Annotated in this window: 15 protein-coding genes; 5 read left to right on the top strand and 10 right to left on the bottom strand. The window is 62.9% G+C overall.

From position 1 onward, the window contains the following. Positions 1-31 precede the first annotated feature (31 nt). The 5 genes from ASC83_RS14755 to ASC83_RS14775 form a co-directional block, all read right to left on the bottom strand. Entirely contained in the window at positions 32-1,042 is a 1,011-nt protein-coding gene (locus tag ASC83_RS14755; protein WP_056063950.1) for a sugar phosphate isomerase/epimerase, read from the bottom strand. A gap of 113 nt (positions 1,043-1,155) precedes the next feature. Continuing rightward, on the bottom strand, positions 1,156-2,133 hold the full coding sequence (locus tag ASC83_RS14760) for a substrate-binding domain-containing protein (RefSeq protein WP_056063953.1): 978 nt from the start codon (positions 2,131-2,133) through the stop codon (positions 1,156-1,158). A 193-nt stretch (positions 2,134-2,326) separates the two neighbouring features. Beyond that, the gene (locus ASC83_RS14765; protein WP_200938940.1) at positions 2,327-3,373 is read right to left on the bottom strand and encodes an ABC transporter permease; all 1,047 of its coding nucleotides are present in this window, start codon (positions 3,371-3,373) and stop codon (positions 2,327-2,329) included. Next, positions 3,354-4,844: a sugar ABC transporter ATP-binding protein gene (locus ASC83_RS14770; protein WP_056063958.1), complete on the bottom strand. Its 1,491-nt coding sequence runs from the start codon at positions 4,842-4,844 to the stop codon at positions 3,354-3,356. The genes ASC83_RS14765 and ASC83_RS14770 overlap by 20 nt, the downstream gene beginning before the upstream one ends. Next, positions 4,841-6,091 (bottom strand): ROK family protein, encoded by a 1,251-nt coding sequence (locus ASC83_RS14775; protein ID WP_369816979.1) that lies wholly within the window; start codon positions 6,089-6,091, stop codon positions 4,841-4,843. Before ASC83_RS14775 ends, ASC83_RS14770 begins: the two co-directional genes overlap by 4 nt. Positions 6,092-6,311: 220 nt before the next feature. Between ASC83_RS14775 and ASC83_RS23975 the strand changes: the two genes are divergently transcribed. Together ASC83_RS23975 and ASC83_RS23980 are read left to right on the top strand one after the other, a co-directional pair. After that, positions 6,312-6,935 carry a pancortin-3 gene (locus ASC83_RS23975; RefSeq protein ID WP_156379511.1) on the top strand — a complete coding sequence of 208 codons (624 nt, stop codon included), beginning with the start codon at positions 6,312-6,314 and terminating at the stop codon, positions 6,933-6,935. 2 nt (positions 6,936-6,937) lie between these two features. Continuing rightward, positions 6,938-8,053: a hypothetical protein gene (locus tag ASC83_RS23980; protein ID WP_156379512.1), complete on the top strand. Its 1,116-nt coding sequence runs from the start codon at positions 6,938-6,940 to the stop codon at positions 8,051-8,053. 185 nt (positions 8,054-8,238) lie between these two features. Here the strand turns inward: ASC83_RS23980 and ASC83_RS14780 are convergent, their stop codons facing one another. Together ASC83_RS14780 and ASC83_RS14785 are read right to left on the bottom strand one after the other, a co-directional pair. Continuing rightward, a complete protein-coding gene (locus ASC83_RS14780) occupies positions 8,239-8,712 on the bottom strand; it encodes a cupin domain-containing protein (RefSeq protein ID WP_056063960.1) in 474 nt (157 codons plus the stop codon). A 53-nt stretch (positions 8,713-8,765) separates the two neighbouring features. Then, on the bottom strand, positions 8,766-9,164 hold the full coding sequence (locus ASC83_RS14785; RefSeq protein WP_056063965.1) for a 4-oxalocrotonate tautomerase family protein: 399 nt from the start codon (positions 9,162-9,164) through the stop codon (positions 8,766-8,768). A gap of 117 nt (positions 9,165-9,281) precedes the next feature. On the opposite strand from ASC83_RS14785, the gene ASC83_RS14790 reads away from it, so the two are divergent. From ASC83_RS14790 to ASC83_RS14800, 3 genes are all read left to right on the top strand, one after another. After that, a complete protein-coding gene (locus ASC83_RS14790; RefSeq protein WP_056065099.1) occupies positions 9,282-10,220 on the top strand; it encodes a LysR family transcriptional regulator in 939 nt (312 codons plus the stop codon). Between the two features lie 235 nt (positions 10,221-10,455). After that, a complete protein-coding gene (locus ASC83_RS14795) occupies positions 10,456-11,421 on the top strand; it encodes a serine aminopeptidase domain-containing protein (protein WP_056065101.1) in 966 nt (321 codons plus the stop codon). A 213-nt stretch (positions 11,422-11,634) separates the two neighbouring features. Beyond that, positions 11,635-12,201, top strand: a complete 567-nt coding sequence (locus tag ASC83_RS14800) for an ATP-binding protein (RefSeq protein WP_056063968.1) — start codon at positions 11,635-11,637, stop codon at positions 12,199-12,201. A 78-nt stretch (positions 12,202-12,279) separates the two neighbouring features. On the opposite strand, the gene ASC83_RS14805 is transcribed toward ASC83_RS14800, so the two are convergent. Genes ASC83_RS14805 through ASC83_RS14815 form a run of 3 tightly spaced genes read right to left on the bottom strand, consistent with a single transcriptional unit; the run spans position 12,280 to position 14,185 of the window. After that, positions 12,280-12,936, bottom strand: a complete 657-nt coding sequence (locus tag ASC83_RS14805; protein ID WP_056063970.1) for a DsbA family protein — start codon at positions 12,934-12,936, stop codon at positions 12,280-12,282. Between the two features lie 3 nt (positions 12,937-12,939). Next, positions 12,940-13,272 (bottom strand): hypothetical protein, encoded by a 333-nt coding sequence (locus tag ASC83_RS14810; RefSeq protein WP_235509398.1) that lies wholly within the window; start codon positions 13,270-13,272, stop codon positions 12,940-12,942. Positions 13,273-13,318: 46 nt separating this feature from the next. Beyond that, positions 13,319-14,185, bottom strand: coding sequence for an MBL fold metallo-hydrolase (locus tag ASC83_RS14815; protein ID WP_056063973.1), 867 nt, complete (start codon positions 14,183-14,185; stop codon positions 13,319-13,321). Positions 14,186-14,203 lie beyond the last annotated feature (18 nt).

The raw sequence follows: 14,203 nt of genomic DNA on the forward strand, positions 1-14,203 counted from the left end.
TGTTGTTATCGGTTTTATGGACGGAGCGCGGCTAGGCCTGCTTGTCGCGCGCAAACACGGCGTCGAATGCACCGGCGGCGGGCTTGAAGTCGAGCCGCTTGCAGAACGCCGCGCTCTCTGTGGCGCCGTGTACGCGGTCCATGCGGCTGTCTTCCCACTCCACCGAGAGCGGGCCCTGGTAGCCGATGTCGTTGAGCGCCACGATGATGGATTCGAAATCGATCATCCCGCGTCCCACGCTGCGAAAGTCCCAATTGCGCCGCGCATCGCCAAAGCTGGTGTGCCCGCCGAAGGTGCCCACCGTGCCGTCGCCCTTGCCCCACCACACGTCCTTCATATGGGCGTTGTAGATGCGGTCGGCAAACTGGCGGATGAACTTCACGTAGTCCACGCCCTGGTAGGCCAGATGGCTCGGGTCGTAGTTGAAGCCGAAGCGCTTGTTGCCGCCCACGGCTGCAATCGCGCGCTCGGCCGAGGCAATGTCGAACGCGATCTCGGTGGGGTGCACTTCGAGCGCAAAGTTGATGTCGTACTCTTCAAACACATCGAGGATGGGGCCGAAGCGCTTCGCAAAATCGGCAAAGCCCTTGTCCCAGTACGCCTGCGTGGTGGGCGGAAAGGCATAGATCGAATGCCACACCGACGAGCCGGTGAAGCCCGTCACCGTCTTCAAGCCAAACTTGGCGGCAGCGCGCGCCGTGTCTGCCAGCTCGGCCGCTGCCCGCTGGCGCACACCCTCGGGCTCGCCATCGCCCCACACATGGGGCGGCAGGATGGACTGGTGGCGCTCGTCGATCAGGTCACACACTGCCTGGCCCACCAGGTGGTTGCCGATTGCAAAACACTGCAGGCCGTGCTGGGCCAACAGCGCATGTTTGTTTTTGACGTACTGGGGCGACGACAGCGCCTCCTGCACGTTGAAATGGTCGCCCCAGCAGGCCAGCTCCAGGCCGTCGTAGCCCATGCTTTTGGCCAGGGGCGCGAGTTCTGCCAGCGGCAGGTCGGCCCACTGGCCGGTGAAGAGGGTGACGGGTCTTGGCATGGAGGCTCCAAGGGCGTGTGGTTGCGGATGTACAAGTGGCAAGCAGCTATCTTTTCAATAGCTGCTTGCGCTTGATGAATAAGCGCTACAAGCCTATTTGATTCATAACACCATCAGAACGGCGAGTCCGGGAAGTAGAAGTCCTTCGCCGTTTCCTTCGTGATCAGCACCGACGGAATGATGGTGTTGGCAGGCAGCTTCTCGCCCTTGATGCGCGCCTCGGCCGTGAGCTTGATCGAGTCGTAGATGAACTTGGGGCTGTACGACACGTTAGCCTGGATGAGAGGGTTGCTGCCATCCATCAGCGTCTTGATCATGCCCTTGGCACCCGCGCCGCCGAACACCAGCTTGATGTCCTTGCGCTTGGCCTGCTCGATGGCCTTGAGCACGCCCACGGCCATGTCGTCGTCGGCAGCCCACACGGCGTCGATCTGCGGGAAGCGCGTCAGGTAGTCCTGCATCACCTTGAAGGCGTCGTCGCGGTTCCAGTTGGCGTATTTCGCGTCCAGCAGCTTGATGCCGGGGTGGTTCTTCAGCACGCTGTTGAATGCGTCCATGCGCTCGTTGTCCAGCGTGGTCGCAATGCCGCGCATGGCCACCACATTGCCCTTGCCGCCCAGCGCCTTGGCGATGTACTCGGCCGGAATCTTGCCGAAGGCCGTGTTGTCACCGGCCACGTACGCGTCCTGCGCGCTGGTGTCGGTCAGGCCCCGGTCCACCACCGTCACGTACACGCCCTTGGCCTTGACCTGGGCCACGGGCTTGGTCAGCGCCGCCGATTCAAACGGGAAGATGACCAGTGCGTTGATCTTGTTCACCGTGACCAGGTCTTGCAGCTGGTTGGCCTGCTCGGGCGCGCCGCCTGCGGTCTTGACGATGACCTGCAGGCCCGGATGGGCCTTTTCCAGGTCCTTCTTGGCCTGGTTGGCCCAGTACACGATGCCGCCGGTAAAGCCGTGCGTGGCCGACGGAATGGCCACGCCCACCACCGTCTTGTTGGCCTGCGCCATGGCGGGGGCGGCCAATGCGAAGGCAGCGGCGCCCACGGCCGTGAGGGCCAGGCGGCGGGTGAAAGAAAGTTGGCTGTTCATGCGTTGTCTCCTGTTGCTTTGGAATATGGCCATGGAAGCTGGCCGGCTGGGGAACACCTTGAAAAACAAATGCACGCAAAGAGTGGCTGGAAAACTCAGCGAAGCGGTCCTGGCTAGGCGCTGTGTCGCAGACAGTGCGAGTAGCACGGCAAGACACAGCAACAACGCCAGGAGAGTTGTTCCAGCCACTCCATCACCGCTTGCCGCGTTGCATGAAGGCAACCGCAATGATCACGAAGCCCTGCACCGCCGCATTCAGGTACACGCTGATGATGCTGGTGAGGTTGAGGATGTTGCTGATGACTGAAAGCAGGATCGCCCCCACCACCGTGCCGGTGATGCTGCCCGCCCCGCCCTTCAACACCGTGCCGCCCACGATGACGGCGGCAATCGCCTCCAGCTCCCACAACAGCCCCGTGGTGGGCGATGCGGACCCCAGGCGAGGCACGTACAGCAGCGTGGCGATGCCCACGCACACGCCAAGCAGCATGTAGGTAAGGATCTTGATCTTGTGCACATCCACCGCCGCGTACTGCGCTACCTGCTCGTTGGAGCCGATGGCCTGCACATAGCGGCCATAGGCCGTGCGGTTCAGGATGACGCCGCCGATGACAGCCACCAGCAGAAAGATCCACACGGGGATGGGCACGCCCAGCAGGTTGGCGTAGTACACCGGGCTGTAGATGTCCGAAAGGTCGTTCTCCAGCGTGATCGCCCCGCCGTTCGAGAAATACGTGAGGTAGGCGCGGAAGATGCCCAGCGTGCCCAGCGTGACGATGAAGGGCTCGATGCGGCCCTTGGTAATGAGCAGGCCATGCACCAGCCCGAACACCGCGCCCAGCACCACCGCCAGCAGCATGCCCACCACCACGGCCGCCATGGGCGAGCCGAGCACGGGCGCCATCGCGTTCATGAACAGGATGACTGAGCCCGCAATCAGCGCCGCCATGGAGCCCACCGACAGATCGATGCCGCCCGAGATGATCACAAAACACATGCCCACCGCGATGATGCCGATGAAGGCCGTGCGCGTGAGCACGTTCATCACGTTGTCGTAGGTGGCGAAGTTGCTGTTGAGCAGCGTGCCGCCAATGCACAGCAGCACCAGCCCGATGACCGGGCCCAGCCCGTGCAGCTTGCCCCACCAGGCCGTGGCGCCGCCGTGGCGGCCTGCACCGGGCACAGCGGGTGCTGCGGCAGCCGCTGCGGTGGGTGCGTTTTCAGCGGGTACCTGTGGCATGGGCGATCAACTCCTCTTCGGTCAAATTTGGCTCTTGGAGCGTGGTCTGCAGCCGCCCGGCGCGCATCACCGCCACGCGGTGGCACAGGCCGATCAGCTCCATCAGTTCAGACGAGATCACCACAACAGCAAGCCCCTGCTCTGCCAGGCGCTGCACCAGGTGATAAATCTCGCGCTTGGCGCCCACGTCCACGCCGCGCGTGGGCTCGTCCAGCACCACCACGCTGGGGCCGGGGTGCAGCACCTTGGCCAGCGCCAGCTTTTGCTGGTTGCCGCCCGACAGCGACGACGCGCGCACCTCCAGCGACCCGGTGCGGATGCCGAACTCCTGCACTGCATCGCGCAGCGCAGCCTGCTCGGCCGCCGGGTCCAGCCAGGGCTTGGCGTAGCGCTCCAGCGCCATCAGCGTCAGATTGGGCCGCAGGCTGAAGTGCACGTGCAGGCCCTTGCCCTTGCGGTCTTCACTCAGATAGGTCAGGCCATGGCGCGCCGCATCACGCGGGCTTTTCAGCTGCACGGATTTGCCAGCAATTTCTACCGTGCCGGCCGAGCGCGGGCGCAGGCCCAGCAGGCCCTCGAACAGCTCGGTGCGCCCGGCGCCCACCAGCCCGGCAAAGCCCAGAATCTCGCCGCGCCGCACGTCAAAGCTCACATCCTCGGCCCAGCCCGGCACAGTCAGGCCGCGCACCTTGATGGCCGGCTCTCCACCCGCCGGCGCGGGCAGCTTGGGCGGGAACAAATCCGCCAGCTCGCGGCCCACCATCAGGTTGGCCATCTGCCGCCGCGTCACGCTGGCCGTGGGCTCGCGCGCCACCAGCAGGCCGTCGCGCATCACCACCACCTCGTCGGTGGTGCGCTCCACTTCGTCGAGCTTGTGCGATATGTAGATGATGGTCACGCCCGCAGCCTTGAGCCCGGCCATCAGTGCAAACAGGCGCTCCGTCTCGCCCGGGGTCAGCGTGGCGGTGGGCTCGTCCATGATGAGCAGGCGCGCATTGCGGGCCAACGCGCGGGCAATCTCCACCAGCTGCTTTTCGGCCACGATGAGCTTGCGCACGCGCGTGTCCGGGTCCAGCGGCAGGCCCACTTTGGCAAGCGCCTCGCGCGTTTTCTCGCGCATCGCCTTGTCATCGAGAAAAAGCCCGCGCTTGATCTCGTGGCCCAGAAAGATGTTCTGCGCAATCGTCAGGTCGTCCGCCAGGTTGAACTCCTGGTGGATCAGCACAATGCCCTGCGCCTCGGCCGCGCGCGAGCCACCGCCCGGGGCGCACACCGCGCCGTCCACCACCACCTCGCCGGTGGTCGGGCTCTCGTACCCGGCCAGAATCTTCATCAGCGTGGACTTGCCCGCGCCGTTCTCGCCCAGCAGGCCATACACCCGGCCCGGCTGCAGCGCAAAGCCCACGCCATGCAGCACGCGCACGGGGCCAAACTCTTTGGTGACGTTGCGGAACTCGACGGCGACGCTCATCGCACGGCCCCTGTTCCTACAACTGCTCCAACGCCCGCACCCGCCATCGAGCCAGCACGCGACAGGCTCTCCTGCATTGCCAGCACGCCCGCACCCACCACACCGGCATCGTCGGCCAGCGGCGCGTATTGAATCTCCAGGTGCCGCGTAGACAGCGCCAGCGACCGGTGGTACACGCTTTGCCGCACCGACGCGAGGAACAGCGGCCCCATGTCCGTCACCCGGCCCGCAATGAACACATGCGACGGGTTGAAGAAGTTGACGATGGACGCCAGCATCTGCCCCACCAGGCTGCCCGCGCGCTGGATGATGGCGTTGGCCGCCACATCGCCCGTGCGGCTGGCCTGGGCCACGTCTTCAATCGTCAGCGTGCCCGTGCTTTGCAGCCGCTCGGCCAGCAGCGCGCTCTCGCCGCGCTGCGCGGCCTCGATGGCCATGCGCGCCATGGCGGGCGCTGCAGCCATGGCCTCCACGCAGCCCTGGTTGCCACAGTGACAGCGCGGGCCGTGCTGGTCCACACAGATGTGGCCCACATCGCCCGCCGAGCCATTGGCGCCCCGGTACACCTGCCCATGGCACACGATGCCGCAGCCAATGCCCGTGCCCACCTTGATGACCAGGAAGTTGGGCAGATTGCGCTGCAGCCGGTACATCTCGCCCAGCGCCATCAGGTTCACGTCGTTGTCCACAAACACTGGCGCCGCAAACGCCTCGCGCAGGTAGTCGCGGATCGAAAAGCCGTCCCAGTCGGGCATCAGCGGCGGGTTGACGAGCTGCCCGCTTTCAAAATCCACCGGTCCCGGCACGCCCATGCCAATGGCAATCACCTGGTTGGCCGCAAGCCCGCAGCGCGCCAACAGCTCGCGCATCAGCCCCCGCACCCGCGCTAGGATCACACCCGGGCCCTGGCGCACGTCGATGGGCTCGCGGTGCCGCGCCAGCACTGTCATGTCGGGCCGCATCACGGCAACCTGCATGCTGGTCGCGCCCAGGTCGGCGCCGATCACCACGCCCAAGGTCTCGCTCAAACGGAGGGTTTCGGCACGTCGGCCGCCAGAAGATTCTTGCAGGCCCACCTCGTCAAGCAGGCCCTCGTCCAGCAGCGCCGCCACCATGGCGTTGGCCTTGCTCTTGGAATAGGCCAGGCGCTGCGCCAGCGCATTGCGCGACGCGCCGGCGGACCAGAAGATGGTCTGCAAGACGCTCAGGTCTTCGGTGCCGCAGTGACTCCAGCGGGTGGATGGCAAGGCTTGTCTCCTGTCATGTTTTGTGCAGCACCTCATGGGGGTGGGTGCTTGACAGGGATGCTATGCGGTCTACTTTGACCGGGCAAGACTGAACTTTGACCAATTACAGGCGGAACACGCTTGACCCCGATCAAACAGCCAAAACCCAATAACAAAAAATGATTGCGCTTGGCAAAAATCCTTCTAAGATGTAACGAAATTATCAAGAATTTCTTATAACATGTTTGAAAAACACGAATATTCGGTGGTCGGTCATAGTCGGGTTAATATGGGTCGTTACCTTGGAATAATTGCAGGATTATTGAGCTCAGCAGTTGCCACGCTGATCGCCGGGCTAATTGCAATTGCAATTGCGGAAGGTTTCACTCCGAGCAAGCAATACTACATTCTCCCCATAACCTCCACAGTGTTTTATGGACTAGGTTATCTTATATTTGATAAATACGCGTGGAATTGGCCGTGGATTCAGAAAATTTTCAATATTCCCTCAGTTGGTGGTGATTGGTCCTGCAAAGGCAAAACAATAGATGCAGAAGGACAAGTTACTTATGAATGGAGCGCGAAAATAAGTATCGTTCAGCACTGGGAAAAAATTTCAGTACAGATTGAGACAGCCCAATCCAGATCATACAGCGTAGCCGCATCCATCATAAAAAATGAAAATGCTGGACCAATACTAATGTACAGCTATCGAAATGAACCCAAACCAGGCGAAGTCGAATTAAATAGCCATTTTGGATACTCCGAATGGCATTTCTCAAAAGACCTAAAATCCGCCCAAGCGACATATGTCAACGGTGGAGGACGTCGCACCAGCGGTATCATGGAAATAACTAAGAACTAAATATGAAAAAAAACTACACTGCGCGTGTCAAGGCTCTTAAAGCGCGTCGACAATTCGAGGGCAATAGTATTGCACTTGAAAGCATTTTTAAATCTGAAAGCGGAAATCAGACGCTCAACGAATCCCTGAATGCCTACGAAGTAGAAGAGTACGAAAAACGTGGAAAAACCAGCGCACTGCAATATGCACTAGGAGCAATGCAGGAGGTCGATCCGAAGTACACGCAAATAAGCATGGATGAGGCCTCGCGAGTATCCAAACAAATAGTTAATGGATTGGCAAACAAGAATAAGGATGTTGAGCCCGAACTTCAAGGCTCTTTACCCATAAACGTACATCTCAGAAGGGTTAGTGATGTTGATATCCTCATCCTTCCAACTTGGTATTGGAGCTATGCCTCTTCGGGCCCAGCTGCCTCCAGCTATAACCCGAGTTCGCAGGATAAACAATCTGTCGCTATAGCGCTTCGAAAAGATTGCGTAGATGTTTTGGAATCTGCGTATCCAGCAGCTACAGTGGACGACACTGGATCAAAATGCATCACGGTGACCGGCGGTTCGCTTCGGCGGGAAGTTGACGTCGTACCCGCCATATGGTTTGATACAGTTAATTATCAAAAAACACGTTTAAAACAGGACCGCGCAGTTCAAGTATTCGACAAGAAAAATTATCAATTTAATGATAACAAACCTTTTCTTGTTCAAGCGAACATTCACTCGAAAGACAAACTTACACAAGGAGGATGCAAAAAAACCATCAGATTGCTAAAAACGCTTAAAATTGATGCGGATGATGCTATTGATTTTTCAAGCTTTAACATTATGTCCATAATTCACAACATGGACAATAATTTGCTAATTCACAATAAAATATTTGAAGGCTCACTTATTATTTCCCTTCGCGATTGGATGAATTATTTAGGCTCTAATTTATCAGTTCTAAGAGAATTGAATGCCGTAGACGGGAGCAGGAAAATTATCCAAAAATCTCAAGATGAAATAGCATTTCAAAATCTACGGGCCGAAGTTAATTTCTTAGTAGACGAGATAAAAGTCGAACTCGCCCCAACCGCCGCAATCCGCAGCGACTCTATTCTCAAAGACGCAATACTTTTCTAAGCAGTGCAATACCGTTCATCGATTCATTGTGGTGCCACGAAGGGCGCAGAGGAAGAATTGCTGTGAAATTGATAGCGTCAAGCGCCTAAAAATAACCGCGAGAGCCGGTTTTCACTCACGTTTCAGCGGGCGACGTAACTGCCTGGACTGTAGGGAGGTGCTACGGCCCGGCGAGGCCAGCAACCCTAGCAAAGATCACGCGACACCACCCCCACCTCTTCACACCACCGGCGGTAGTCAGCCCGCCGATCCGCCGTAGCAATCCGCTGCAGCACCGTGTGATGCGGCCCCAGGTATTCCACGCTGCCCTTCACTACCACATGCACCAGTAGCTCTTCGGTGCCCGTCGCCTCCCACCAGTCCACATTGCCGGCGGGCTCGTGGATGTAGTCGCCCGGCCGCACCACGCGGCCGTCGTTCAGGCGGCGCTCGCCTGCCAGCGTCAGGGCATGCACGTCGCCCGTGTGCCGGTGCAGGCCCAGCCGCGTGCCGGGCGACAGGCGCATCAGCTCCACCCAACCGGCATCGTCGGGCAGGAACTGGATGGGCAGGGACCACTTGCCTTCGCCTTCAGGAATCCAGTCCGCCAGGCCTGCGCGCTCCAGCGTCTGGGCCACGATCACTTCGGCAAGGTGGTTGTTCGTTGTCGTCATCGTCATGTCGGTGCTCCTGGGTAGCTATTGGTTGATGGACTGCTTGATTGATTGCTTGCTTATTGCTCGGGATGCTGGTGGCGGTATTCCTGCGTGCGGCCGCCAAAGCCGTACGCGGTGGCGCGAACGTCCTGCACATAGACATAGCTTTCGGGGTGCAGCGCGCCCAGCAGGCCTTCAAAGGCTGCGAACGCCTCGGCGATGTAGCGCGCCTTCTCGGCCTTGGTGTTGGTCTCGTCCACCACCTTGACGTCGAAGTAAAAGCTCGACTGTTTCAGGTCGGCCAGCGACCGGCCGGCGACGTACCAGTCGGCCGGGTCGACAAAGGTGATGACGACGGCGGTCAGGTCGCGCCGCTTGCCGAGCACGCGGGTGGTCAGGTCCAGCAGGGTTTCTGCAATGCGGGCAGACAGTTCGGGCGTGCGTTGGGCTGACACTTTGACGTTGAGGATGGGCATGGAGGGCTCCTGTTGAAAGTATTGGGTTGAACGAGCCTTCACTGTAGAAATGGCGCCCCGCCACGGAAACCGCCGGTGGCGATAATGGCTTTTGCTCCGCACGCAAAGGCGCGCTCGATGAAACAAGAACCCCGCTCCTTCCTCCCCGATCCGGCCGACCTGCGGTGGCTGGTGCGGTCGCTCGACCTGCGCTCGTTTTCTGCAGCGGCGCGCGAGATGGATGTGGCGGTGTCAGTCGTCGCGCGCGGTGTGGACCGGCTGGAGGCCGGCTACGGCGTGCGCTTGCTGCGCCGGTCCACGCACGGCCTGTCGGCCACGCCCGAGGGCGCAGAGCTGGCGCAGGAAGCGCGTGCCTTGCTGGCGCAGCTGGAGGACATCGGGGCTTCGCTGTCGGACCAGCGCAGCCGCGTGGCGGGCACCCTGCGCCTGGCCTCCAGCCAGGAGATTTGCGAGGCGCTGGTGCTGCCGCACCTGGCAGACCTGCAGGCGCGCTACCCCGCGCTGCGGGTGGAGCTGCTGGCCGATGACCGCGTGGCCGACCTGGTGACGGAGGGCATCGACGTGGCGCTGCGCACCACCGTGGGCCACAGCGACCTGGTGGTGGCGCGCGAACTGGGCCGGTTCGAGCGGCGCCTGTACGCGGCCCCGGAGTATTTGCGCCTGCACGGCACGCCCGCCCACCCCAGCGATCTGCAGCAGCACCACACCGTCACGCACACCGCGCAGGGGCCTGCCGTGACCTGGGCTTTTCGCAATGCACAGGGCAAGCCGCTGGAGGTGACCGTGCGCTCGCGCCTGGCCGCCAGCAGTTCGGCCCTGGTGCACCACGCACTGGTGGGCGGCGCGGGGATCGGGATGCTGTCCTGCCCGCTTGCGGCGGCCGATGTGGCGCAAGGCCGGTTGGTGGAGGTGCTTGCGCCTTTTGCGTCCCGCACCGTGCACACGCTGTACGCGGTGTCATCACCGGGCCGGCGCAATGCGGCCAGGGTGAAGGCGATGATTGATTTTCTGGTGAAGGCGTCGAAGGACCGGTGGGCGCTGGCGCCTGTGCGCTGAGGGTTGACGCAAACGGCTGGCACGGGCGTTGGCTGCCCCGCTGCGCGGCAGCATGTGGCGGCCATTACTCCGACGGCCAGCGCTCGATGCAAGATGGGTGAAGTCCTGGCGCGCAAGCTGCGGCAAACTCGGCGGGCAAAGCCCCTGTGATTTTCCACCGCGCCAGCACATCACCATGACCTTTTCGTCGCTGCTTCGCCTTCGTTCCATCTCTCCTTCACGCATCGGCCTCGGCATGCGCTGGCTATTGGCCGCAGCGCTTGGCTGCGCCGCCACCGTGGCCCAGGCTGCAGGCTTTGCCTTCATCGAGGTGCCTGCGGACAAGGACGGCCCCGCGCTGCGCGGTGCGGTGTGGTCGCCCTGCAGCACGCCACCGGATCGCATTGACCTGGCGCCGCTGGTGCTGCAAGGCACGCGCGACTGCCCCGTGGCCGGGCAAGGCCTGCCGCTGGTGGTGGTGTCGCACGGTGCGGGTGGCTCGGCCCTGGGGCACCACGACACGGCGGCCACGCTGGCCAATGCGGGCTATGTGGTGGCCGCCATCAACCACCCGGGCGACAACTTCCAGGACATGAGCCGCCAGGGCCACCTGTCGGCCTTTGCCACGCGGCCGGTGGACATGCGGCGGCTGACGGACTACATGCTGGGCACATGGCCCCAGCGCGCGCAGCTGGACGCGGACAAGGTGGGCTTTTTCGGCTATTCGCGCGGCGGCTACACGGGGCTGGTGGCCATCGGTGCCAAGCCAGACTGGAAGCTGCGCCCGGACCTGTGCCCGCCGCTGTCCATGCGCCCCCTGTGCGGCGAGATTCGGCGCAATGAGATCCCCGCCACGCCCGCACCGGACCCACGCATCCGGGCGGCGGTCATCGCGGACCCGTTGAGCGTGTTTGATGCCAAGGGGCTGGGGCAGGTCAGCACGCCAGTGCAGCTGTGGGCCTCAGCGCTGGGTGGTGATGGCGTCACGCCCCAGAGCGTAGAGGTGGTGCTCAATGGCTTGCCCCGCGCACCCGAATGGCAGGTGGCCGCCCACGCAAGGCACTATGCCTTCCTGGCGCCCTGCTCGTCCGCGCTGGCAGAAGTGGCGCCCGATATCTGCCGCGATGCGCCGGGGTTTGACCGGGCTGCATTTCACCAAGGGTTCAATGCGCAGGTGGTGGCGTTCTTTCAGCGGCACATCACTGTAGCCAAAGCGCCCTGAGCGCGGCTCGGCATTCTCCGGGCCTCCCAAGCCCGTAGGTTGACCCAACCTCCGCCAGCCGCCTACACTGCCCCACTTGCTTCTTGATCTTTGGATCGGAAGCGAGCCGCAAAGCCCTCCACCACCGTTGAGGGCTTTTCTTTTTGGTCCATCGCATTGAAGGCTCTCCCTGCTTGCAGAGAGGGCTTTTTACATTTCTGGAGCCTTTATCTCATGCACACCGCTTCAACCCACACCACCCCCGCAGCCGTTGCAGGCACCGCCCCCCGCATCCACCTGGTCATCGGCCCGGTGGGTGCGGGCAAGTCCACCTTTGTGCGCCAGCTGGTGCAGCAGCACCGCGCCGTGCCGCTGAACCTGGACGACTGGATGGCCACGCTGTTTTCGGCCGACCGGCCCGATGCGGCGGACGCCATGGCCTGGTATGTGCCCCGCACGCTGCGTTGCTTGGCGCAGATCTGGAAGACGGCCGAGGCCGTGCTGAACGCAGGTGGCGATGTGGTGCTGGAGGTGGGCCTGATCCAGCAGCACCAGCGCGATGCGTTTTACGCCCGCATGGGGCCATGGGCCGATGCCATGGTGGTGTATGTGCTGGACGCCCCGCGCGAGGTGCGGCGCGCGCGTGTGTTGCGGCGCAACGCCGAACAGGGCGCCACGTTTTCGATGGTGGTGCCGCCGCACATCTTTGAGCTGGCCAGCGACCTGTGGCAGCCGCCGGACGAAGTGGAGTGCGCGAACCACACCGTGGTGTGGGTGCCCGTGGCGGACCACGGAGCTTGAAGACATGGCGCGGGCCTGGCTGCAATTTGCAGTGCGGGCAACGGTGCAGCCCGAGCCGCGCCGTGCCAACCGCGCCGCTCAGGCCTGGGCCACCTGCTGCAGCAATGTGTCGAAGTTGCCGTGCAGGGTCTGGCTGCCCAGCACACGGCGGCGGCCGGTGGCGGCGTCGCCCACCGCCAGTTGCGGCACGCCTTGCGCACCCAGGGCTTGCATGTCGGCCCGGGCTGCGGCCACGCGCTGCAGCATGGCGGCGCGCAGGGCATCGGTGGGCTCGCGCACCAACTCTGCGGCTGCATGCAGGCCCAGGGCGCTCAGCACATCGGCCAGCACGGTGGGCGCCGTGGTGTCGCGCCCGTCCACATAACGTGCGCGTTGGAAGGAGTGCAGTGCCTCCAGCTCACGCGCGGGCTCGGTCTGCGCCACAGCGGTGAGGGCCAGCGTAGCGGGGCCCGAGTCAAAACGCCCGGCCGGCTGGCCCAGCACCTGCTCGCGATAGGCCTGGCTGAACGGCTGGCCGGTGAGCTGCGCGATGCGCTGGTCGTTGGCCCATGCGTAGGCGGCAAATTGCGCGTCCATGGGCCGGGCGCCTGCGCCTGCAAACAAGCCCGTGGGTGCCAGCACTACCTGCACGCCGGGCGTGGCTTGCAAGCGGGCCAGTACGGGTGCGGCGGCGTAGCACCAGCCGCACAGGGGGTCGAACAGGTACGTAACGGTGACGGTGGGCGTGGAGGGCATGGATCAGGGTCTCTCTTCAGAATCTTCAGGATCAGGCGGTGTGGCGGCGGCTGGTGCCGCTGCGGGTGCAGCCTGGGCAAGCTGGGTAAGGTGTGCGGCCAGTGCGGCCTCAAACGCCGCAATCTCTTCGGCCAGGGTGCCCCGGCTGCGGAAATGGCGGGCGGCGCGGTCGTACCAGTTTTCGGCGTCTTCCAGGTCGCCCTCTTGCAGGTGCAGGATGCCGTGCAGCCAGGCGCCGAGCATCGTGCCGTCGTGCTGCACCAGATCGTGCGCCGCGTTCCAGCGCCCGGCGTGCAGGTGCTGCAGGACTTGTTGGAGCGGGTGCGTGGTCACGATCTGGTTCCTTTCAACAACTTGCTTTGACAGCTTTCAGCACGTCATCTCACCACTTCATCTCGCCCTTGTTCACCTTGGCGCCGATGTCCAGCGACAGGCCCATGGGCGCTGCGGGGTAGGCCTTCTTCATCGCGTCGATGAGTTCGGCGCTGGTCTTGGTGGCGGCGGCGTTCTTCTCAAACGCTTGCAGGTAGCCCTTGGTGTAGCTGATGTTGGCGGCATCCAGCGCGCCACCGGCGGGCATGTGGCCGGGCACCACCACGGTGGGCTGCAGGGCGGCCATTTCGTCGAGCTGAGCCACCCAGGCGCTGCGCTCGGCCACGGTTTGCGTGTCGGCCGTCCACACATGGGTGTTGGTGCCAAACACGCCGATGGTGCCCACCACGGCCTTGATAGACGGAATCCACGCATACGGGCGGTGCGCCAGCAGGCCGGTGGTGCCACGGATCTCGACCGCCTGGCCGTCCACGCTCAGCGTGTTGCCAGCAATCGCCTTGGGCAGCACGGGCGTGCGCGGTGCGTTGGCGCCCATCTTGGGGCCCCAGAAGGCGAGCTTGCCAGCCAGCTTGGCGTTGATCTTCTCCAGCACGGCGGGCGTGGTCACCACGTCGGCCTTGGGGAAGATTTCTTTCAGCGTTTCCACGCCAAAGTAGTAGTCCGGGTCGGCCTGGCTCACGTAGATGGTTTTCAGCTCTTTGCCCGTGTCGAGCACATTGGCGGCGATGCGCAGCGCGTCGGCACGGGTAAAGCCGGCGTCGATGACCATGGCCTCCTTCTCGCCATAGACCAGCGTGGAGTTGACGTTGAAGCTGTTGCCGTCGGCGTTGTAGACCTTGACCTGCAGCGGCTGGGCGGCCTGAGCGCCGGTGAAGGCAACGGCGAGGGTGGCGGCGATGAGGGTGGTGCGGAACATGGTGGTTTCTCCGGTGTG

The organism is Acidovorax sp. Root402, from assembly GCF_001425125.1.
GTDB lineage: Bacteria > Pseudomonadota > Gammaproteobacteria > Burkholderiales > Burkholderiaceae_C > Acidovorax > Acidovorax delafieldii.

Coding starts and splice junctions, on each gene's coding strand:
- ASC83_RS14790 (WP_056065099.1), top strand. CDS start 9,282: ATGAAACAAGAACCCCGCTCCTTCCTCCCCGATCCGGCCGACCTGCGG.
- ASC83_RS14800 (WP_056063968.1), top strand. CDS start 11,635: ATGCACACCGCTTCAACCCACACCACCCCCGCAGCCGTTGCAGGCACC.
- ASC83_RS14770 (WP_056063958.1), bottom strand. CDS start 4,844: ATGAGCGTCGCCGTCGAGTTCCGCAACGTCACCAAAGAGTTTGGCCCC.
- ASC83_RS14780 (WP_056063960.1), bottom strand. CDS start 8,712: ATGACGATGACGACAACGAACAACCACCTTGCCGAAGTGATCGTGGCC.
- ASC83_RS23980 (WP_156379512.1), top strand. CDS start 6,938: ATGAAAAAAAACTACACTGCGCGTGTCAAGGCTCTTAAAGCGCGTCGA.
- ASC83_RS14765 (WP_200938940.1), bottom strand. CDS start 3,373: ATGCCACAGGTACCCGCTGAAAACGCACCCACCGCAGCGGCTGCCGCA.
- ASC83_RS14805 (WP_056063970.1), bottom strand. CDS start 12,936: ATGCCCTCCACGCCCACCGTCACCGTTACGTACCTGTTCGACCCCCTG.
- ASC83_RS23975 (WP_156379511.1), top strand. CDS start 6,312: ATGTTTGAAAAACACGAATATTCGGTGGTCGGTCATAGTCGGGTTAAT.
- ASC83_RS14795 (WP_056065101.1), top strand. CDS start 10,456: ATGCGCTGGCTATTGGCCGCAGCGCTTGGCTGCGCCGCCACCGTGGCC.
- ASC83_RS14785 (WP_056063965.1), bottom strand. CDS start 9,164: ATGCCCATCCTCAACGTCAAAGTGTCAGCCCAACGCACGCCCGAACTG.
- ASC83_RS14755 (WP_056063950.1), bottom strand. CDS start 1,042: ATGCCAAGACCCGTCACCCTCTTCACCGGCCAGTGGGCCGACCTGCCG.
- ASC83_RS14760 (WP_056063953.1), bottom strand. CDS start 2,133: ATGAACAGCCAACTTTCTTTCACCCGCCGCCTGGCCCTCACGGCCGTG.
- ASC83_RS14815 (WP_056063973.1), bottom strand. CDS start 14,185: ATGTTCCGCACCACCCTCATCGCCGCCACCCTCGCCGTTGCCTTCACC.